Annotated in this window: 18 protein-coding genes and 2 pseudogenes; 10 read left to right on the top strand and 10 right to left on the bottom strand. The window is 66.6% G+C overall.

Features of this window, described 5'->3' with window-relative positions; genetic code table 11:
- Positions 1-53 precede the first annotated feature (53 nt).
- Together ACX9NE_RS03045 and ACX9NE_RS03040 are read right to left on the bottom strand one after the other, a co-directional pair.
- A pseudogene (locus ACX9NE_RS03045) lies at positions 54-598 on the bottom strand (hypothetical protein); the annotation flags it as partial.
- 444 nt (positions 599-1,042) lie between these two features.
- A complete protein-coding gene (locus tag ACX9NE_RS03040) occupies positions 1,043-1,396 on the bottom strand; it encodes a VOC family protein (protein ID WP_459359863.1) in 354 nt (117 codons plus the stop codon).
- A gap of 335 nt (positions 1,397-1,731) precedes the next feature.
- Between ACX9NE_RS03040 and ACX9NE_RS03035 the strand changes: the two genes are divergently transcribed.
- On the top strand, positions 1,732-2,088 hold the full coding sequence (locus ACX9NE_RS03035) for a DUF732 domain-containing protein (protein WP_459359864.1): 357 nt from the start codon (positions 1,732-1,734) through the stop codon (positions 2,086-2,088).
- 190 nt (positions 2,089-2,278) lie between these two features.
- Here the strand turns inward: ACX9NE_RS03035 and ACX9NE_RS03030 are convergent, their stop codons facing one another.
- Positions 2,279-2,662, bottom strand: coding sequence for a hypothetical protein (locus ACX9NE_RS03030; protein WP_459359865.1), 384 nt, complete (start codon positions 2,660-2,662; stop codon positions 2,279-2,281).
- 135 nt (positions 2,663-2,797) lie between these two features.
- On the opposite strand from ACX9NE_RS03030, the pseudogene ACX9NE_RS03025 reads away from it, so the two are divergent.
- Both ACX9NE_RS03025 and ACX9NE_RS03020 read left to right on the top strand, forming a co-directional pair.
- Positions 2,798-3,375 (top strand): annotated as a pseudogene (locus ACX9NE_RS03025) (IS256 family transposase); the annotation flags it as partial.
- 638 nt (positions 3,376-4,013) lie between these two features.
- Positions 4,014-6,374, top strand: coding sequence for a PE family protein (locus ACX9NE_RS03020; RefSeq protein ID WP_459359866.1), 2,361 nt, complete (start codon positions 4,014-4,016; stop codon positions 6,372-6,374).
- Positions 6,375-6,523: 149 nt separating this feature from the next.
- Here ACX9NE_RS03020 and ACX9NE_RS03015 read toward each other — a convergent pair whose 3' ends face one another.
- From ACX9NE_RS03015 to ychF, 3 genes are all read right to left on the bottom strand, one after another.
- Complete coding sequence (locus tag ACX9NE_RS03015) at positions 6,524-7,102, bottom strand: dihydrofolate reductase family protein (protein ID WP_459359867.1); 579 nt, start codon at positions 7,100-7,102, stop codon at positions 6,524-6,526.
- A 125-nt stretch (positions 7,103-7,227) separates the two neighbouring features.
- Positions 7,228-7,875, bottom strand: coding sequence for a class I SAM-dependent methyltransferase (locus ACX9NE_RS03010; RefSeq protein WP_459359868.1), 648 nt, complete (start codon positions 7,873-7,875; stop codon positions 7,228-7,230).
- A gap of 80 nt (positions 7,876-7,955) precedes the next feature.
- The gene (gene ychF / locus ACX9NE_RS03005; RefSeq protein ID WP_459359869.1) at positions 7,956-9,029 is read right to left on the bottom strand and encodes a redox-regulated ATPase YchF; all 1,074 of its coding nucleotides are present in this window, start codon (positions 9,027-9,029) and stop codon (positions 7,956-7,958) included.
- 84 nt (positions 9,030-9,113) lie between these two features.
- On the opposite strand from ychF, the gene ACX9NE_RS03000 reads away from it, so the two are divergent.
- Positions 9,114-10,358 carry a DUF6542 domain-containing protein gene (locus ACX9NE_RS03000; protein WP_459359870.1) on the top strand — a complete coding sequence of 415 codons (1,245 nt, stop codon included), beginning with the start codon at positions 9,114-9,116 and terminating at the stop codon, positions 10,356-10,358.
- On the opposite strand, the gene ACX9NE_RS02995 is transcribed toward ACX9NE_RS03000, so the two are convergent.
- Complete coding sequence (locus ACX9NE_RS02995) at positions 10,355-11,368, bottom strand: 4-hydroxy-3-methylbut-2-enyl diphosphate reductase (RefSeq protein WP_459359871.1); 1,014 nt, start codon at positions 11,366-11,368, stop codon at positions 10,355-10,357. The genes ACX9NE_RS03000 and ACX9NE_RS02995 overlap by 4 nt on opposite strands.
- An 88-nt stretch (positions 11,369-11,456) precedes the next feature.
- Here ACX9NE_RS02995 and ACX9NE_RS02990 point away from each other — a divergent pair, with 88 nt between their 5' ends.
- The 4 genes from ACX9NE_RS02990 (at position 11,457) to ACX9NE_RS02975 (ending at position 14,685) form a co-directional block, all read left to right on the top strand.
- Positions 11,457-12,068, top strand: coding sequence for a lipid droplet-associated protein (locus ACX9NE_RS02990; protein ID WP_459359872.1), 612 nt, complete (start codon positions 11,457-11,459; stop codon positions 12,066-12,068).
- Positions 12,065-13,303 carry an exodeoxyribonuclease VII large subunit gene (gene xseA / locus ACX9NE_RS02985; RefSeq protein WP_459359873.1) on the top strand — a complete coding sequence of 413 codons (1,239 nt, stop codon included), beginning with the start codon at positions 12,065-12,067 and terminating at the stop codon, positions 13,301-13,303. The genes ACX9NE_RS02990 and xseA overlap by 4 nt, the downstream gene beginning before the upstream one ends.
- On the top strand, positions 13,293-13,538 hold the full coding sequence (locus tag ACX9NE_RS02980; protein WP_459359874.1) for an exodeoxyribonuclease VII small subunit: 246 nt from the start codon (positions 13,293-13,295) through the stop codon (positions 13,536-13,538). Before xseA ends, ACX9NE_RS02980 begins: the two co-directional genes overlap by 11 nt.
- Positions 13,539-13,602: 64 nt before the next feature.
- Positions 13,603-14,685 carry a 3-beta-hydroxysteroid dehydrogenase gene (locus ACX9NE_RS02975; RefSeq protein WP_459359875.1) on the top strand — a complete coding sequence of 361 codons (1,083 nt, stop codon included), beginning with the start codon at positions 13,603-13,605 and terminating at the stop codon, positions 14,683-14,685.
- Positions 14,686-14,689: 4 nt separating this feature from the next.
- Here ACX9NE_RS02975 and ACX9NE_RS02970 read toward each other — a convergent pair whose 3' ends face one another.
- The gene (locus ACX9NE_RS02970) at positions 14,690-16,225 is read right to left on the bottom strand and encodes a carboxylesterase/lipase family protein (protein ID WP_459359876.1); all 1,536 of its coding nucleotides are present in this window, start codon (positions 16,223-16,225) and stop codon (positions 14,690-14,692) included.
- Positions 16,226-16,522: 297 nt separating this feature from the next.
- Here ACX9NE_RS02970 and ACX9NE_RS02965 point away from each other — a divergent pair, with 297 nt between their 5' ends.
- Positions 16,523-17,668, top strand: coding sequence for an AI-2E family transporter (locus ACX9NE_RS02965; protein WP_459359877.1), 1,146 nt, complete (start codon positions 16,523-16,525; stop codon positions 17,666-17,668).
- On the opposite strand, the gene ACX9NE_RS02960 is transcribed toward ACX9NE_RS02965, so the two are convergent.
- Together ACX9NE_RS02960 and ACX9NE_RS02955 are read right to left on the bottom strand one after the other, a co-directional pair.
- The gene (locus ACX9NE_RS02960) at positions 17,649-18,446 is read right to left on the bottom strand and encodes a dienelactone hydrolase family protein (protein WP_459359878.1); all 798 of its coding nucleotides are present in this window, start codon (positions 18,444-18,446) and stop codon (positions 17,649-17,651) included. The genes ACX9NE_RS02965 and ACX9NE_RS02960 overlap by 20 nt on opposite strands.
- Positions 18,447-18,469: 23 nt before the next feature.
- A complete protein-coding gene (locus tag ACX9NE_RS02955) occupies positions 18,470-19,114 on the bottom strand; it encodes a DUF4245 domain-containing protein (protein ID WP_459359879.1) in 645 nt (214 codons plus the stop codon).
- Between the two features lie 75 nt (positions 19,115-19,189).
- On the opposite strand from ACX9NE_RS02955, the gene glpX reads away from it, so the two are divergent.
- Complete coding sequence (gene glpX, locus ACX9NE_RS02950) at positions 19,190-20,278, top strand: class II fructose-bisphosphatase (protein ID WP_459359880.1); 1,089 nt, start codon at positions 19,190-19,192, stop codon at positions 20,276-20,278.
- Positions 20,279-20,282: the final 4 nt, after the last annotated feature.

Raw genomic sequence — 20,282 nt, 5'->3', positions numbered from 1 at the left:
TCTGCCATTCCCGGATCGCCGGCCGGCGCGGGCTCGGGGCCCTGGTCGGGAGCCGGCGGGCCCATGTCGGGAGCCGGCGGGAGCATCTCGGGCGCGGGGTCCGGAGCAACGGCTCCGACCAGTTCGACGGAAGCATCCGGAGCTGGCTGCTCACCGTCTTCGAGGTCGATGTCCTCGGCGGGGAGGAACATGTGGTGGGTGAATTGCGCCTGGTAGGCGCCCCCGCCGCCGACACGCACACCGCCGCCTTCACCGCTGGACACCGGGGTGCCGTCCGGCAGCGTGACGGCCGTGTGGCCGCCGTTCCACCCGATCACCAACGCGTTCGGAGCGGTTCCGTGCTGAAAGCCGCGGGCCGCCAACGCGGCCTCTTCGTTACCGGTGTTGAACCGATTACCGAAAACCGGCCGGTCGGCTGCCGCATTTGCGACCCACGAAGCCAACCCTGAGCAGTCGGTCCCCGACGGAGAATCGCCACCCGGAATATACGGGGTGCCGGAGACCTGATTAACGAGCGCCAACAGCGTTGCTAGAGCAATCATGGCCAGAAACCTACCGACCATATGCATAGGAAATCAAAATTTGTGGCGCTTATCACGTGAATTCGAATAAGTCGCTGACCTGCATATACCGCAGCTATGTCACGCAATAATCTATAAAGTGAAACAGAAGTGGTCACTGTGCACGTAGGTATTGCACAGCAAATTACTACACGGCAGTCCTTAATGCGATGAACAGCTAGAAGATAGGGTGGAACATTCACATAGCAACGACGGCATTGCGCATCTTCCGTATCGGAACGATCGCTATTCACAGCTATCGCGGTGACATTGCGGTCTCAGATGTGGCCCAGACCACGATTCTGTTCGACGCGCGAGCTACGGATGCCGGGCCGACCAATCGGCCACCCCGGCACTCCGGCTACCGGGCATGCAACATCCAAGACGGCCTCGCGCCCCTGCCGTTTTACGGGATCTAACAGCCAGGTTGGCGTAGCAGGACGCCAGGCCCCGATGACTGTCTGCGCGTCGAAACCGCGCTATCAGTCCCGGTGGTAGACGATGTTGAGGACGTTGCCGTCGGGCGCCCGGACAAAGAACCGGCGCACGCCCCACGGCTCGGTCGTGAGCGGATGAACTATCTCGTAACCTCGTTGCCGGGCCTCTCCGTAGGCGCCCTCGACGTCGTCGGTGTGAACCGAGATGACCGAATCCTCATCGGCAGTCGCGTCCCCCGTCACCAACTGCACATGAACGCCGGACTCGGGGTCCGTGTAGCGGGCGACCCAACCCATGTTGAACTCCTCATCGCTGAGCCCGAGATAGTCGGTGTAAAAGCTTTTCGACGCCTCGATGTCAGCCACCCGAAGGTTCGGCGTGATGCGCTTCGACCGCATGCGGTGTCTCCTCCCGAGCCAATGCACGCCTGAGTTCGGCGTGATCCGTCTGACCGCGCACGTTCCGCCCGCAGCTCCCCCTTTTCGGCGGCCTGCTCGGGCTCATCGGCTATGCGCTCTCGCTCATCATCGTCGCGCTCGTGCCTGGCCGAAAGGGGCCATCAGGCGGCGCCCGCTGCGATGGTTCCGAGAGACTGCTCCATGTGTCCGGAATCTCGCGGGGTTCTTCGTTAAACTGCCGGGTAATCGCGTCGCGTCCGCGCGGGGTCGCACACGCGGAAATTGCTGAGGGAGGGCACGCCATGGTGGTGGCGAGAGCCATAGCGTTGGTCGTTGTGTCCGTGGGATTGGCAGCGCCGGCGTACGCGGACGCGACCGACGACGCGTTCATCACGAACCTCAGCACCTCCGGCATGAATTTCGGAGCTCCCGACAAAGCGATCCAGGTCGCGAAAACGGTTGTCTGCGGAGCGCTCAAGGACAACCCCAACACCACCAATGCAGAGCTGACCACGAAGGTCACCAGCGCGACGAACTGGCCGGCTCTCAACGCTGCGTACTTCACCGGTGCCGCGATTCAGGCCTACTGCCCGCAGTACGGCTCCCTCACCCCACCCAGTGTCCCCAGTAAGGTTCCTACCGCGCCGAGTACGGCGCCGGCCCCACCCACGCCGACGCTTCAGTCGGCGTAAGCACCTAGATCAAGGTGTGACGCGGGATTCGCCGACGACAACCCTGTCCCGGCCACACTCTCGTGCCCGGACATGCCCGGCGGGATCTTCCGCCGCACCCGGACCGTCCGCGCAGGACCGCATCCGGCGTACTCAGCGCATACCGGCGGTGGCCCGCCTCTGCACCGTCGCCCCGATGACCGCCTTTTGGTCACACCGGCGTCCAGATGCCGTTGTTCCAGAATCCCCAACTGTTGGCGGTGGGGTTCCACATCAACTGGGCTCCGGGCGCCCATGCCGGCTGAGGTGGCCGTGGGGGCGCCCACCCCGGCGGGGGACCCCAGGGTCCCCAACCAACCGGCGCGAACGGGCCCCCCGGACGTTGCCAGTCGTGGCAGTGATTCCAATCCCAGTTGTAAACGTCACTCCAACCCTGATCCCATGGATCACCCGGACACCAGTGATAGGCCGGAGCCGCCTGGGCCCATGGGGTGAGCCCGCCGGCCAATCCCACGGCGGACGAAGCCACCACGAGGCCCACCAGCACGCTGGTGGAACACCGAATCCAGCGTCGCGTGAGGTTTTCAGTCGCCATCTACCAAGAATTTCCCTCTACCGGGGTGGAAGCAAGGAGTGACTCCCCCGCGCCGCGCGCGAGCCATTGGGTCGGGACCGGACATCTCACTAGGGTTAATCCGCGCCGGGACTGCAGGTGCTGATCAAGGCCGAGGCCACTGAGGTGGAGGCCTACGTACACGGCGTGTCGCCGCGCCGCGTCGATGATCTGGTCGCGGCGATGGGCGTCGAAGCCGGTGTCTCCATGTCGGAGGTTTCCCGGATGTGCACCGGCTTTGGATAAGGAGATTGAGGCGCTTCGCACCCGCAGCCTGTCTCACATCGCAATTTCCGTACGTGTTCTGCGATGCAACGTTCTGCAAGGTCCGTATCGGGGCGCACGTGGTTTCCCAGGCGCTGGTGGTAGCCACCCGGGTGTCCATCGAGGGCACCCGCGAAGTGCTGGGCAGCGCCGTCGGGGACTGCGAGTCATACGAGTTCTGGCGTGATTCCTTGCCTCGCTGAAAGCGCGCGGGCTGGGCGGAGTGCATCTGGTCATCTCCGATGCCCATGCAGGCTTGAACGCTGCTGTGGCACAACAGTTCACTGGTTCGTCGTGGCAGCGGTGCCGGGTGCATTTCATGCGCAACCTGCACACCGCGGTGGCGGCCAAACATGCCCCGGCAGTCACCGCGGCGGTCAAGACCATCTTCGCCCACACCGACCCCAGCCGCGGTGGCCGCGCAGTGGGACCCAAATCACCTAGCGTTCAACATGACTCATTGATCGCAATCGCGTAAAGCACGCCAGATCCGAAGTCCACCACTTCCCGGGACGCTATCTCCTTGGTCACCAATGAAGTGGTGGATCCAACGCGGCACCGGACTCTTCACGTGCACGGTAAGGGCCGCACCCGATAGAAACGACCTACTGTGGGGAAGATGCCGAGCGGGGGGCGCGAGGATCTTCGAGCGCCCGAAGGCACTTTTCGGATTTGATGCCGCGGACTTCGCGGGATTATTCAGCGCCCCGTGAGCGGATGTCAGGCTCGGCGTCACGGCACCGAAAGCATAGCGGCGCCCGCCCACCAGATGAGCGAAACACGGTTCAGCAAACCATGATTGGCTTGCCAAGCTCGGACGATGCTGTGGCCGATCGGCGTCCGAGCTTGGCCACTCACCGCCCGTCACCTGCGATCAAATTCGTAGGGGTCGACTCACTTCGGCTACCACCCGCCTGGTGCGGGTGAACTCATCGAAACTGTTTGCTCCCCGTAATGCATCACGTCAAGATGCCCGCGAATTCTGGCCTGATCATAGCAAGTGATGTTATGATTCGATTTTCGCTAAATATGCTGCATGAATCGCCGGCTCGCTAGGAGTGGCTCTGTCATGTCGTTTGTAATCGCAGCGCCGGAGTGGGTGGCCGCGGCGGCTTCGGAGTTGAACGGCGTGGGATCGCTGATTCAGGTCGCCAATGCCGCGGCGGCGTCGTCAACGACGAGCATTGCGGCCGCCGCCGCTGACGAGGTGTCGACGGCGATCGCCACCCTGTTCAGGGTGCATGCCGAGGAGTATCGCGCCCTCAGTGCGCGAGCCGCGGTGATCCACGCCGGGTTGGTCCAGTCGCTGGCGGCCGGGGCGGGCGCCTATGCCGGCGCCGAGGCCGCTGCCGTCTCGCCGCTGCAGGCCGTGGAGCAGCAGGTGTTGGGCGTGATCAACGCGCCGACTTTGGCGCTGTTGGGTCGACCGTTGATCGGCGATGGTGCGGCGGGGGCCAGTGGACCGGTCGGACAGCCGGGTCGGCCGGGCGGGATCTTGCTCGGCAATGGTGGCGCGGGCGGGAACAGCACCGCCCCCGCCGTCGCCGGCGGAGCCGGCGGCGCGGGCGGGCTGATCGGTAACGGTGGGGTCGGCGGCGTCGGTGGGGTCGGCGGGGTCGGCGGGATCGGGGGTGCCGGTGGATGGCTCTTTGGTCAGGGCGGTCCCGGCGGGATGGGTGGAGCGGCCGCAAGCGGCGGCGTCGGCGGGACCGGTGGGGCTGGCGGTAACGCCGGAATCTGGGGCAACGGCGGTGCGGGCGGCGTCGGTGGCACCGGATTTACCGGTACGCCCGGTGCCGCCGCGACGACCACGACCTCGCCGGTCGGGATCGGTGGCCCGGGTGGGGTCGGCGGGGATGGCGGGTCCGGCGGGCGGGGCGGGTTGCTGGTCGGCACCGGCGGGAACGGCGGGGCAGGCGGCACTGGTGGCCTCGGCGGACTTGGTGGGGCCGGCGCCGCCGGATTGGCTGCGACTGTCAGCGGTGGAACAGGCGGCGACGGCGGTGACGGCGGGTCCGGCGGCTCCGGCGGCGTCGGGGGTAATGGTGGCGCCGGTGGGGCGGGCGGGCTGTGGGGTCAGGCGGGCGCGGTGGGCGCCGGCGGTGCTGGCGGGGCCGGTGGGACCGGTGGCGTGCCCGGCAACGGCGGAAACGGTGCCGATGGCAACGCCGTCGTCCGCGACGGTGGGGCCGGCGGCAATGGCGGTAATCCCGGCGCCGGCGGTGCCGGCGGGAGCGGCGGGACGGGGTCCAGCACCGGGGCGACCGGGGCGAGCGGTGGCCGGCCCTCCGGCGGCGGTAGCGGCGGTAACGGCGGCAACGGCGCCGACGCCACCACCGCCGGCGGTGATGGCGGTGCCGGCGGGGCCGGGGGCAAAGGCGGGCTGGTCGGCGACGGCGGTGACGGCGGACGCGGCGGCAACGCCGCGGCCGGCGCGGCCGGCGTCAACCCGTCGGTCAACCAGACGGGCCAGTTAGGACCGGGGAAGGGCGGTATGAGCAACACCGCCGGCAGCGGCGCCAGTGGCGATCCAGGCCCCACCAGCACGGCACAGGGCATCGGCGGCGGCAACGGCGGCAACGGCGGGTTCGGCAGCGGCTCCTTGGCTGGGCTCATCCTAGGTGGTAACGGCGGCACGGGCGGTGGCGGCGGCCCCCACGCCTTGGGCGGCACCGGCGGTGACGGCGGCAGCGCTAGCAATGCATTAACGGGACCAGGGCTGCCAACATCACCAGCTCAAGGTGGGGTGGGTGGAACTGGTGGGGCGGGGGGTGCCGGCGGCGCGGGAGGCACCGGGGGCCGCGGCGGTGACGCCTTTGCCGACGCCGGCATCGTGTCTGCAGGCGCCGGCGGTATTGGCGGCGTGGGCGGTACTGGTGCAGCGGGTGGTACCGGCGGTACGGGCGGCAACGCCAACAGCACCCTAGGCGTTGGTGTCGGAGGTTCCGGCGGAAGAGGGGGCGTCGGCGGAGTTGGTGCGGCCGGCAATCCCGGCGGTAACGGCGGTGTAGGGGGGGCGGGCGGTGCCGGCGGGCAGTTCGGTCACGGCGGCAACGGCGGTGGCGGCGGCGCCGGCGCTAACGGCGGCCAGGGTGCGGCCGGCGGCAACGGCGGCAACGGCGGTGCTGGTGGCGGCACAAATTTCGGTATCGAGACCGCAGGCATTGGCGGTAACGGCGGCCCGGGCGGTAACGGCGGGGTCGGCGGGAGCGGCGGCGATGGCGGCAACGGTGGGGCGCCTGGGGTGGGCGGACTGTCGTCGGGCAGCGGCGGCGCTGGCGGCGCAGCAGGCAGCGGCGGGACCGGCGGCGGCGGAGGTGCCGGCGGCGCCGGCGGCCTCTCGGCCCGTCCGGGCAGCAACGGCGCTGCCGGCGGCACTGGGTCGCAAGGCGCCACCGGCGCCGCCGGCAGCAAGGGGTTGCCCGGCTGACGGTCGAGCCGCAGGTGCGTCGTCCCCGCGATTATTCTCGGCCCTGAGACAAGTGCTGACACACAACAGGATTGAGTAGATTCGGGGTATCGCGACCGTGCGCACCCCCAGATCGTGCGGATCGTGACCCGGAACGCCAGCACTTCCCGTCACCGGGCACCGTCTCGGCGAGACACGTAGCGCAGCTGAGCGGTGCCGTCGTCGAAAATCCTGTGTCCTGCGAGAGTCAGATCAAGACGCACGTCGCCAGGTAAGGCACGTAGACCTCCGCCCACCACCTTCGGCACCACGAAGAACTGGAATTCGTCGACCAGGCCGGCGCGAATCGCAGCGGCCGCGGTTGTGGGCCCGAAGATCTCGACCGCGCCCGCGGCATCGTCGACGATCCGCCGCAACTCGACCAGGCTCAGGTTCGGGACCAGACGGACTCGGTCCGACTCGACCTCCGTGCGCGTCAGCGTCGACGAAACCACGACTTTGTCGATGCCCCGCCAGCGCCGGGCGAACTCCCGTTCTGCCGGGGTCCACTCCTCGTCTTCCGGATCGGTCTCCCAGTACTGCATCAGCCCGAACGTCTTGCGCCCCAACACCTCCGTCGACACCTCAGCCATGCGGTCGACGTGGGCAGCGAACACCGGGTCAGTCGGGGCCGACCACTGGAAGTCGCCGCCGGCGTCGGCAACGTAGCCATCGAGAGACACAGTCGCGGAGTAAAGGAGTATTCCCATGCCATTGAGACTCGCGCGCTCGGCCGAACTCATCGGGTTCTACACGTTGAACCGCAACTCGACCGAATTCCGTCACCGATAAACATCTCGCAACTTTGCATGTAGTGCACAGAAGACTCGCCACGTCAGCCCGGCAAGTCACACACCAAGAGATGGAAGGCGCCTTGGCCATCACCGACACGCCTGTCCTCAATCTGACCAAAACCTGCCTCGCGGATAGTCGGCACAAGTTCGTCGATGGGGCGCAACCGGAATCCATGCCGGGTGAAGGGCATTTTAGACATCTGCCCCGGATCACCAACCCCGAGTACCAGTCGCCCGCCCGGCCGCAACACTCTGACCAGCTCACTCAGAGCTGCGGCGAGGTCCGGTACGAAATAGATCGTGTTCGTCGAGATGATCGCGTCCAGTGCGGAATCTTCGAGAGGCAGGCTCTCCATCCGACCGGAATGCAGACGTAACCGCCCGCGAGCAATGGGCTCAGAGAACCGGCGCTTAGCTTCAGTGAGCATCGTCTCCGACATCTCGACGCCGTGAACAACCGCGACGTCGCGATCGAGCAAGATGTCGAGTCCGACGCCTCCTCCAAATCCGATGTCGGCGACTTCGGCGGCTGGTCCGCAATCCGTGGCCGCGACCGCCGCGACGACAATTGACCGATTGCCACGGTTGAGTAGCCGTCCGACAACCCTGCCTGCGGACCCGGTTGGTTCACCGAGCTGGCGAGCCAGCGCGGTAAGCGCACGTTCAAGAATCGGCATGGCGATCATCATTAGACCAGCTGCCGAAGACCCCTGTCGCCGAATCTCGATTCGGCGTGATGCCTACTTGCTGACGTTGAACTGGAACTCGACTAGACATTGAACCGGAACTCCACCACGTCCCCGTCGGCCATCACGTAGTCCTTGCCCTCCATCCTCACCTTGCCCGCCGCCTTGGCCGCCGCCATCGAGCCGGCGGTCACCAGATCGTCGAACGACACGATTTCGGCCTTGATGAAGCCCTTTTCGAAGTCGGTGTGGATCACCCCGGCCGCTTTGGGTGCGGTGTCACCCTGGTGAATGGTCCAGGCCCTCGCCTCTTTCGGACCCGCCGTCAGGTAGGTCTGCAGCTTGAGTGTGTGAAAACCCGCGCGCGCCAACGCATCCAGGCCCCGCTCGGTCTGGCCGATGGACTCCAGCAGTTCCGCCGCGGACTCGTCGTCGAGCTCGATCAGTTCGGATTCGATTGCGGCATCCAGGAACACCGCGTCGGCGGGCGCCACGAGCTCGCGCAACTCGGCGATCCGCGCCGGGTCGGTCAGCACCGACTCGTCGGCGTTGAACACGTACAGGAACGGCTTGGTGGTCAGCAGATTGAGCTCGCGCAGCAAAGAGGTGTCCACGCCCGCAGCAAACAGCGTCTTGCCGCTGTCGAGGATCTGTTGTGCGGCCACCGCGGCCTCGTGCGCAGGTTTGCGTTCCTTGTTGGTGCGGGCTTCCTTCTCCAGCCTGGGCAGGGCCCGCTCCAGGGTCTGCAGGTCGGCAAGGATCAATTCGGTCTCCACGATCTCGATGTCGGAGCGGGGATCGACCTTTCCCGAGACATGCGTCACATCGTCGTCGGCGAACACCCGCACCACCTGGCAGATGGCGTCGCATTCGCGAATGTGGGCCAGGAACTTGTTGCCCAGTCCGGCTCCCTCGGATGCCCCCTTCACCAGACCGGCGATGTCGGTGAAGGTCACCGGGGCAGGCACGATTCGGGCTGATCCGAACAGCTCCGCCAGCTTGTCCAGGCGCGGATCGGGCAGTGAAACCACGCCCTCGTTCGGCTCTATCGTCGCGAACGGATAGTTGGCCGCCAACACGTTGTTCCGGGTCAGCGCGTTGAAAAGGGTCGACTTGCCGACGTTGGGCAGACCCACAATTCCCAGGCTTAGGCTCACGGGAAACCAAGTTTAGGGGGCACGCGGGCGATAACTGCCCAGCGATATACGGGCCTTTGGCCGGACAGCCGGTACGGTCATTGTGTGGCAGAACGGCGGGAAAGAGCGGCGGTGGAGCCAAGTCATCGCTCCATCGTCCCCAACATCCCAGGTGTGCCGTGGTGGGCGGCGGTGCTCATCGCCGTGGGAGCCACCGCGCTGGGCTACGCGTTCGATGCGGGGCACAAGGAGTTGACCCACACTTTCGCGGGCTTGTATATCGCCGGATGTGTCGCGGCGATCCTGGCGGTACGCCAGGCGGCGGTCTTCACTGCGGTCATCCAGCCGCCGCTGATCCTGTTCGGCAGCGTGCCTGCGGCCTACTGGCTGTTCCATGGCGGCAAGGTCGACAAGTTCAAGGATCTGCTGATCAACTGCGGTTATCCGCTCATCGAGCGGTTCCCGCTGATGCTGGGCACAGCCGGACTCATCCTGCTGATCGGCCTGATCCGATGGTATTTCGGCAAGAACAGCCGGGCCAGCGCGGAAGCCCCCGACGCCGCAGCCCGAAAGAGCACAACGCCGCGAACGCCCCTGCTCGGCGGCCTCGGGGCGAAGTTGAGTGCGCTGCTGGCCGGCGGTTCCTATGACGACGCGGCGGACGCGGACGCGACCAACGCCGCGCCGCCGGCCCATGCCAAGGCCCGGACCGCGCGAACCGGCCGGACGTCCCGGACCGGCAGTCGCACCGCGCAACGTTCGGCCCGGTCCCGCTCCAGGCACGCTCGCCCGGACGACAGCTACGAACCCGGCAGTGAACGTCCGCGTCGCGCACCCCGCAGGAGCGCGGCCGATTTCGCCGACTACGACCCGGCGGACGCCCCACCGCGGCCGCGCCGTCGTCGGCCGCCGGGCGACTCGGACCTGGGCGCGCCGCCACCGCGGGAAATGCGTCGCGAACCACACCCGCGCCGCAACCCTTACGAAAGGCCCGCTGAGAGGCCCAACCAACGGCCGGAACCACGCAGCAGCCGCTTCAACCCCTACGACGGTTACGAGCGCCCCGAGCCGTCCGAGCGCACCGAGCGCCGCAGCCGGCATGAGCGCCGCGGCGGCGGTTACGAGCCTCGCCCGCCCCACGAACCGCCGTACGAGCCCCGCAGCCGGCGTGCAACCGCGCCCGGCAGCACCAGCCCGACCCACCACCCCATCTCGCAGGTGCGCTACCGCGGGCAGGCTCCGCTCAGCGAGCCACGCGAAGAACGCCGCGACGAGCCAGGTTCGGACCGACGCAGCCGCTCGCGCACACCTCGCCGGCCGCAGCACGATACCTGGGAGTACGACACCTAGCCCTGCGAGCGCGCCGGCCGAATCTCCCGGGGCAGCGCGAACACCAGCGTCTCGTTGGCCGTGGTCACCGTTTGCACCATGTCGTAACCGTGCTCGGCCAGCCGCTCCAGCACACCGCCGACCAGCACCTCGGGCACGGATGCCCCGGACGTGACGCCGACGGTGGTGACACCGTCCAGCCAGGCCGGGTCGATGTCGTCTGCCCAGTCCACCAGGTGGGCTGCGCGCGCACCCGCGCCCAGCGCCACCTCGACCAGCCGAACCGAGTTCGACGAGTTGCGCGAGCCGACGACGATCACCAGGTCGCACTCCGGAGCCATCGCCTTCACCGCGACCTGGCGGTTCTGCGTCGCGTAGCAGATGTCGTCACTTGGCGGGTCCTGCAATTTCGGGAAGCGCTGGCGCAGCCGCTCGACGATTTCCATCGTCTCGTCGACCGACAGCGTGGTCTGGGACAGCCACACGACCTTGTCCTCGTCACGGACGGTGACGTGCTCGACCGCCTCAACCCCGTCGACCAGCTGGACATGCTCGGGGGCTTCGCCCGCGGTTCCGACGACCTCCTCGTGACCCTCGTGGCCGATCAGCAGGATGTCGTAGTCGGCACGGGCGAAGCGCTTGGCCTCGTTGTGCACCTTTGTGACCAGCGGACAGGTGGCATCGATGGTCTGCAGATTGCGTTCGGCGGCGGCGGTATAGACCGTCGGCGCAACGCCGTGTGCGGAGAAGACGACGATAGAGCCCGCGGGTACCTCGTCAGTCTCCTCGACGAACACCGCGCCCGCCTTGGCCAGCGTGTCGACGACGTGCCGGTTGTGCACGATCTCGTGCCGCACGTAGACGGGGGCGCCGTGCTTTTCCAGCGCACGTTCGACCGTCTCGACGGCTCGGTCCACCCCCGCGCAGTAGCCTCGCGGCTCAGCCAGCAGCACCCGTTTGCGGTGGGGCACGCCATCCGAGGCCACCGAACTCACCGCACCCGGAATTCCCATGTCGACAGTCGGCACCATGCAATCAGGGTACGTTCCGCCGACACGGATCTGCCATTTGCTCACCGCCAGCTTGGAGTTAGCCGCGACGTGAGGCAGGCTTGGACACATGGCTACTGCACCGTACGGGGTTCGGCTGCTGGTCGGCGCGGCGACAGTCGCCGTCGAGGAAACGATGCGGCTCCCGAGAACCATCCTGATGTACCCGATGACGCTGGCCAGCCAGGCCGCCCATCTGGTGATGCGTTTCCAGCAGAACCTGGCTGAGCTTGTCATCAAGGGTGACAGCACGCTGGAATCGATTTTCCCGCCCAAGGACGAGCAACCCGAGTGGGCAACGTTCGACGAAGACCTGGAAGTCCTCGAGGGCGGCGCCGGCGGCTTTTCCAGCATTCCGGTGGACAGTGTTGAGGCCGACCGGCGTGCCGAGGGGCGGTTTGCGTTGTACTCGGTGTCCGACACCGCCGAGTCGGTCGATTCCCCGGCCCAGCCGGTACCGGCCCGCAAAGCCAAGCCGAACGCCGCCTCCAGCGTGCCGGCACCGACCGTAGCTACCGAACTCGACTACCCTCAGCTCACTTTGGCCCAGCTTCGGGCCCGGCTGCAGTCGCTGGATGTCGCCGAGCTCGAAGCGTTGCTGGCCTACGAGCAGGCCACCAAGGCCCGTGCCCCCTTCCAGACACTGCTCGCCAACAGGATCACCCGCGCGAACGCGAAGTGACAGGCGCCGGCTCCAACTCGGCTGAGAATCCCTTCCCGGTTCGCGCGGTCGCCATCCGGGTGGCGGGCTGGATCGACAAACTGGGCACTGTCTGGGTCGAGGGGCAGCTGGCGCAGATCAACATGCGACCGAACTCCGGCACGGTGTTCATGGTGCTGCGCGACCCTGCCGCCGACATGTCGCTGACCGTCACCTGTTCACGCGAGTTGGTGCTGGGTGCCCCGGTGCGGCTGAGCGAGGGCACCCAGGTGGTGGTTTGCGGCAGACCCTCGTTCTATACCGGCCGAGGCACATTCTCGTTGCGGCTCAGTGAAATCCGCGCTGTCGGTGTCGGCGAGCTGCTGGCCCGCATCGAACGGTTACGTAGGCTGCTGGACGCCGAAGGACTCTTCGACCCGCGGCTCAAGCGACCAATCCCGTTTCTGCCCAACATGATCGGCTTGATCACCAGCCGGGCCAGCCATGCCGAGCGAGATGTGACAACGGTGGCTCAATCTCGCTGGCCCGCAGTGCGATTCGCGATCCGGCATGCCTCGGTGCAGGGAGTCAACGCGGTCACGCAGGTCGTCGAGGCGTTACGTGAGCTCGACGGACACCCGGACGTGGACGTGATCGTGATCGCCCGCGGTGGCGGCAGCGTCGAGGATCTGTTGCCGTTCTCCGACGAAACGATGTGCCGCGCGATCTCCGCCTGTCGTACGCCGGTGATCAGCGCCGTCGGCCACGAACCCGACAACCCGCTTTGCGACCTGGTCGCAGACCTGCGCGCCGCCACGCCCACCGACGCAGCCAAGAAGGTGGTCCCCGACACCGCCGCCGAGCAGCGTCTGATCGCCGATCTGCGCCGCCGCAACGCGCAGGCGCTGCGCAACTGGGTGTCGCGCGAAGAGCGCTCGCTGGCGCAGTTGCGTAGCCGCCCGGTGCTGGCCGATCCGTTGCGGATGGTGACCACCCGCAGCGACGAGGTGCATCGCGCCCGATCCGCACTGCGGCGCGACATCAACCGGATGCTCATGGTGGAGACCGAGCGGGTCGGCCATCTGCGCGCGCAGCTGTCCACGCTGGGTCCGGCCGCCACGCTGGCCCGGGGCTACGCCGTGGTGCAGGTCAGGTCAGAAAACGGCCGGCAGATCCTACGCTCCGTCGACGACGCACCGGCCGGCACCAGACTGCGGGTGCGGGTCGCCGACGGCGCCATCGCAGCGGTGAGTGAAGGGCGTACAGATGGTTCCTGACGAACAACCCGAAGCGTCATCGGCTACGCCTATTAGCCAGCTCGGCTATGAAGAATGTCGAGACGAGCTCATCGAGGTCGTGCGGCTTCTGGAACAGGGCGGGCTGGACCTCGATGCGTCGCTGAAGCTGTGGGAAAGGGGCGAGCAGCTAGCCAAACGGTGCGAGGAGCATTTAGCTGGCGCACGGCAACGCGTCACCGAGGTCCTGGCGTCCGGCGACGCCCCGGAAAGCTGACCGCAGCAAAACTCGTCGGGCGGACTTGGTTCCGAACTGGAACACGTTTCAGTATTCTCTCCGCATGGGTGATGCATCACTGACAACCGAACTCGGCAGCGTGCTGGTCACCGGTGGGTCGGGCTTCGTCGGCGCCAACTTGGTCAGAACACTGTTGGAGCGCGGCCACCGGGTTCGCTCCTTCGACCGCGCCCCATCGCCCTTGCCGCAGCACCCGAAGTTAGAGGTGCTCCACGGCGACATCACCGATAAGGCCGTCTGCGAGGCGGCGGTAGACGGTATCGACACGATCATCCACACGGCTGCCATCATCGACCTGATGGGCGGCGCATCGGTGACCGAGGAATACCGGCAGCGCAGCTTCTCGGTCAATCTCGGCGGCACCAAGAACCTGGTGGAAGCCGGCCAGAAGGCCGGCGTCAAACGGTTCGTCTATACCGCGTCCAACAGCGTGGTGATGGGCGGTCAGAGCATCGCCAACGGTGACGAGACGATGCCCTACACCACGCGGTTCAACGATCTGTACACCGAGACCAAGGTGGCCGCCGAAAAGTACGTCCTGTCCCAGAACGGTGTCGACGGGATGCTCACTTGCTCCATCCGACCCAGCGGAATCTGGGGCACCGGCGACCAGACGATGTTCCGAAAACTCTTCGAGAGTGTGATCAAGGGCCACACCAAGGTACTGGTCGGCCCCAAGTCGGTGAAACTGGATAACTCCTACGTGCACAACCTGATTCACGGTTTCATCCTGGCCGGCGAGCACTTGGTGCCGGGCGGCACGGCGCCCGGGCAGGCCTATTTCATCAACGACGGTGAACCCATCAACATGTTCGAGTTCGCCCGTCCGGTGGTGGAGGCGTGTGGCGAAAAATGGCCTACGTTGCGGATTCCCGCTCCTCCGGTGCGTCTGGCGATGACGGCCTGGCAGCGGTTGCACTTCCAATTCGGCGCGCCGGCACCGCTGCTCGAGCCGCTGGCGATCGAGCGTGTAGCCATCAACAACTACTTCTCGATCGAGAAGGCGCACCGCGACCTGGGCTACGAGCCGTTGTTCACCACCGAGCAGGCGCTCAAGGAATGCCTGCCGTATTACGTCGACCTCTTTCACAAGATGAAAGCCGAAGCGCGCGCCGCAAGAAAGTAACCGGCTAACGGAAGCTGACCATCTGCGCCCCCCAGGCTTCCCTGATCCGGGCATCGACGTCATGAACGACCGTGTCGACACCGTCTATGACCAGGCAGGCACGATCGGACTCGTCGTACGCCGGCCAGTGCGGTTCACCGGCCGGTGCGGCCGGCTCACCCGTGGTGGCGAAATTGATCCACCGGGTCTGCATTCTCCTGGACACAGCCGTCGCGGTCTTGGCCCCGCCGAGCTTGAGCGTCACATCCTGCGGCCCACCGAGATTGCCCCACACGTAAGGCAATTCGGTGGCGTGCGCCGCACGCACCAGCAGCACCTTGAACAGCGGCGTGGCGTAGTCGAACCGGTAGAGGTACACCGGCGCCACCGCGCTGTGACCTTCGGCCAGCCACATCGTCGGTAACCGGAAACCGATGTCGGTGGCCATCCTGACCACCCGTGACTTGTGCCGGCCTGAATAAGCCGAACCGATCTCGTCCACCGTCGGCAGTTGTAGGTCGGGCTGTTCGGCGGCGATCTGGTCGAACATCGACGTGATGGCGTGCGGAGTGATCGGCATCAGCGGCGACCGCATCAACTTGAACAGGGCCGCTTCATTCTTGTTGGTCCCGATGATCAACGGCACCGGCGACAGCCGCCCTTCCTGCGCCAGTTTGACCGGATAGTCGGGCAGCAGGTCACCGTCGACGATCGGGACGAATGCCAGTGTTCCGGGGTTGCGCACGGGGACCTCGTTGAACACTTCCTGGGTCGCGGCGACGAGTGCTTGCGTCGGCGCCTCGATGAGCTGGTGCACCCCGGACGCGTCGATGCCCAGCTTTTCCAGCAGCGCCAGGGCGACTCGGCGCCCCCGCTCACGGTCGTATACCGAAGTGGCAGGCGAACTTTGGGCGATTGCACGGACGAACAGGCCCTCGGCTACCGGGGTGGCGAGCAGGGTGGTGACGAGCCCAGCACCGGCGGATTCCCCGAACAGCGTGACGTTGGCCGGATCGCCACCGAACGCCGCGATGTTGTCCCGAACCCACGCCAGCCCCGCCAGCACGTCGCGCAGCCCGATATTGGAGTCGAACGGCCGCTGCCGCGTACTGAAGGACGAGAGGTCCAGGAAACCCAGCGCTCCGATGCGGTAGTTGAGCGTGACCACCACGACGTCGCCGGCTGCCGCCAGCGCCCGCCCGTCGTAGAGCGGCTGACTGCCGGAGCCCAACACGTAGGCACCGCCGTGCAGCCACACCATGACGGGCTTTCCAGAACCCGGCTGCACCCCGGCCGGCGCCCAGATATTGAGCCGCAGGCAGTCCTCGCCCAGCGGGGCGCCGAGGTCCAGCGGCATCCTGGGGACCACCGGTTGTGGACACGCCGGCCCGTATTCGGTGGCGTCGGCGATCTCGGTCCACCGCTGCGGCGGTTCGGGAGCGCGAAACCGCAAGTCCCCCAGCGGCGGCGCCGCGTAGCGGATGCCTTTCCAGAACTTGACGCGACTGTCGCCGCCGCCTCGGACCGGCCCATAACCGGTTTCGACTACTTCGGTCGCCATCGCTCTCGAACTCCTAATTTGCGCACCCCACCGCCGTCCCCGTCGATCGCGGCACCGACGGCGTTCCCGCCACTTTAGCCGGGCGCCACGGATGCGCTGACGAAACGAAGCTGGCCGGCGTTTCGGCGAGCGTGCCGAGGGCCGCGCCGCCATTGCTCGGCAACGCGATCGCGCACCTGCACATGGAGTCGCCGAATCTTGACCTGCGGAAAGGCCTTGAGGGGGCCCAGCCCTGGTCTGGTTCGCTCCCGCTAAGGTGACCTCAATACTGCTGCGGAGGACGGTCTTGGTCCAGGCATGAACACCGAATTCACGCTCACCCAGAAGCGCACTCTGGCGGTCTTCACGCTCATGGCCCTGGCATTCGGGGCTTACTTCCTGCGCGACTTCTTCGTTCTCATCGTGGTGGCAGCCGTGGGCGCGTATCTGTTCACGCCCCTGTTCAACTGGTTCAACAAGCGCGTGGGCACCGGCCTTTCGGCCACCGCGACCCTGCTGTCAGCACTGACCATGGTGATCGTGCCGGTAGGACTGCTGGTAGCGCTGGCCATCGTGCAGATCGCCCGCATGATCGACTCGGTAGCGGGCTGGGTTCGCTCGACCGACCTGAGCAGCCTGGGCGACAAGACCCTGCAGCTGGTCAACGAGTTCCTGTCCCGGGTGCCGTTCGTGCACATCAATGTCACCGCGGAGATGCTGCGCAAGGCGATCGTCTCGACCGCCCAGAACGTCGGCCACTGGCTGCTGGGAGTGCTGCAGAATACGGCGGGCGGTCTGGCCGGCGTGATCACGTCCGCCATCATCTTTCTGTACGTGTTCATAGCTCTGCTGGTGCACCGCGACCGATTGCGGACGCTGATCGGTCAGCTCAACCCGCTGGGCGACGAGGTCACGAATCTGTACCTACAGAAGATGGGTTCGATGGTGCGCGGCACCGTCAACGGCCAGTTCGTCATCGCCTTCTGCCAGGGGGTCGCCGGAGCCGCGTCGATCTACATCGCCGGATTCCACCACGGCTTCTTCATCTTCGCGATCCTGCTGACCGCGTTGTCGATCATCCCATTGGGGGGCGGCATCGTGACAATCCCGTTCGGCGTGGGAATGATGCTCTTCGGCAACATCGGCGGCGGTCTGTTCGTGGTGCTTTTTCACCTGGTGGCGGTCACCAACATCGACAACTTTTTGCGGCCGATACTGGTGCCACGGGATGCCCGCCTGAACTCGGCGCTGATGTTGCTGTCGGTGTTCGCGGGCATCTCGATGTTCGGCCCGTGGGGCATCATCATCGGCCCGGTGCTGATGATCATCATCGTCACCACCGTCGACGTCTATCTCGCGGTCTACAAGGGCGTCGAACTCAAACCCGCCGAGGACGAACCCGTTCAGCGCCGCAAATGGCTTCCCACCGCGTTGTCGAAGCGGACTAAGTCAGCCGCTCCCTGAGGAACCCGACGACGCGCTTGCGCGCCTCGTACGCCGGTTGCCCGTCGACCTCCCGGACTTCATCGGTCAGCACCGAGTGCGCCATCCGGCCGAAACCGTGCGGGTTGCCCGGACGGGAATCGATCTCGATCACTTCGAACGCATCACCGAGTCGCTGCTTGAGCGTGGTGAACCGTTCCCCCGGTGCCATCTTGTCTTCGCTGAACCGCAGACCGATGGCACACAAGCCCTCGTTGGCGCAGCGATCGGCCACCACGCTGAGCTCGGACTCACTCATCCCGGGGTCGCGGCGATGCTTGGCGGTCAGCGGGAACGGCACCGACGGCTGGCTGAGCACCGGCGCCAGCACGCTGTCGTCGACCGCTGCCGCCAGCGCGAACCCACCGGTGAAGCACTGGCCGATCACACCGACGCCCCTGCCCGGCGTCGACGCATTCAGATCGCGCGCCAGAGCACGCAGAAACAGCGATACCGGCCGCTGCTTGTTCGTGGCCATCGCAGCGAATTCCTTTGCCACGCAACCGCGACCGATTTCGGTCACGATGTAGCCAGGCGTTTTCGCCTTCCCGGGCCGGCCGAACAATGAGGGAATGGCCACGGTGAACCCGTTGTCCACCAGATGGTTGCCCAGTCCCAGCACCCCGGGATGAATGCCCGGCATCTCCGGGATGAGCACGACTCCGGGACCGGACCCTTTGCGATAGACGTCGTAGGTGTAGCCGGCACCGGTGAACGGCGCCGCCGACCATCCGGAGAGATCAGCTTCGGGTGCGGTCACGAGAAGTCCCTTCTGTGGACCTGCTAGCGGCTCGGCAACGGCTGCGCCGACTGTGTGGCGGCCGCCAGCGTACGGAACTGGTCCGGCGTGCCGGCCCCGGTGATCGCGACCTGCGTCGGGCCTGCCGGGCTGGCCAGACGGGTGGTCCACACCGGCTCGACCGCACCGTTGTCGTCGGAACCTTGGTAGACGACCCAACCGGTGCCCGCGACGTCGACCGTCCCCGACGGATACATCCCCGAGTGAATCGAACCGACCAGCTTGTCCTCGTCGGCATTGCTCTGGGTCAAACTCAGATACAACCCCGTCGGGCTGATGAAGCCCACCGTCGAGGTCGCCGCGTGCAGTCGCTGGCCTGCCGATGCGTCGGTGCGTCCGGCGTCGATGCCACCGCGGCCGCCGGAGTTCGATTGCCAACCCGGCGGCAATTGCGGCAGCCGGATCGGGAATCCCAGCGTCGCGGCATCCGCCCGCAGGGCTGCCGCCGCGTCGTAGGACGGGATCTTTCCCCGGTTGGTCCCACCCGGCGCGAGCGAACACATCCCCACCATCCCGGCGAGCAGGATGCAACCCACGACGAGAGGCAGCAACGACCAGAACATGTCGCGTCCGTCCTGCAACAGCCGCGGCTTGGCCGGCTTGGGTGCGGGCTGCGGCTCCGTGGTCACTCTGCAAGTATCCCAGCTCCAGCCGAGTGTTCTGCTTCTGGGACAATCGGCAACCATGAGCGAAGGGCAGCGACCATGACTGCACAGGGACCCGGCGCATCGCCGACCGCCGTTGGCGGCCTCGGCACGTCGTCGACCCGGCCATCGCGTGGCGAAGCCCCGGACCGCAACCTCGCTCTCGAGCTGGTCCGCGTTACCGAGGCCGGTGCCATGGCCGCAGGTCGCTGGGTGGGGCGCGGGGACAAGGAGGGTGGTGACGGCGCCGCCGTGGACGCCATCCGCCAGCTGGTCAACTCCGTGTCAATGCGCGGCGTGGTGGTCATCGGTGAAGGCGAGAAGGACGAGGCGCCGATGCTCTACAACGGCGAGGAAGTCGGCAATGGCGACGGCCCGGACTGCGACTTCGCCGTCGACCCGATCGACGGCACCACTCTGATGAGCAAAGGCATGCCCAACGCGATCTCGGTGCTGGCCGTGGCCGACCGCGGTGCGATGTTCGATCCTTCGGCGGTGTTCTACATGAACAAGATCGCCGTCGGGCCGGACGCGGCGCACGTGCTGGACATCACCGCGCCGATCGCCGAGAACATCCGGGCCGTGGCGCGGGTCAAGGAACTGTCGGTGCAGGACATGACCGTCTGCATCCTGGACCGTCCGCGGCACGCCCAGTTGATCGCCGATGTCCGCGCCACCGGTGCCCGGATCCGGCTGATCACCGATGGCGACGTCGCCGGTGCGATCTCCGCGTGCCGGCCCGGGTCGGGCACCGACATGCTGGCAGGTATCGGAGGCACCCCGGAGGGCATCATCACCGCCGCGGCCATCCGCTGCATGGGCGGGGCCATTCAGGCCCAACTGGCCCCCAAGGACGAGGCTGAACACCGCAAGGCGCTCGATGCCGGCCATGACGTCGACCGGGTGCTCACCACCCGGGATCTGGTGTCGGGCGAGAACGTCTTCTTCTGCGCCACCGGAGTCACCGACGGCGACCTGCTCAAAGGCGTCCGTTACTACCCAGGCGGGTGCACCACGCAGTCGATCGTGATGCGCTCCAAGTCGGGCACCGTGCGCATGATCGAGGCCTACCACCGGCTGTCCAAGCTCAACGAGTACTCGGCGATCGACTTCACCGGCGACACCAGCGCCGCCTATCCCCTGCCCTGACCCA

The sequence above is a fragment of the Mycobacterium sp. ML4 genome, assembly GCF_054515735.1.
This window is presented reverse-complemented; position numbering and strand designations above follow the sequence as displayed.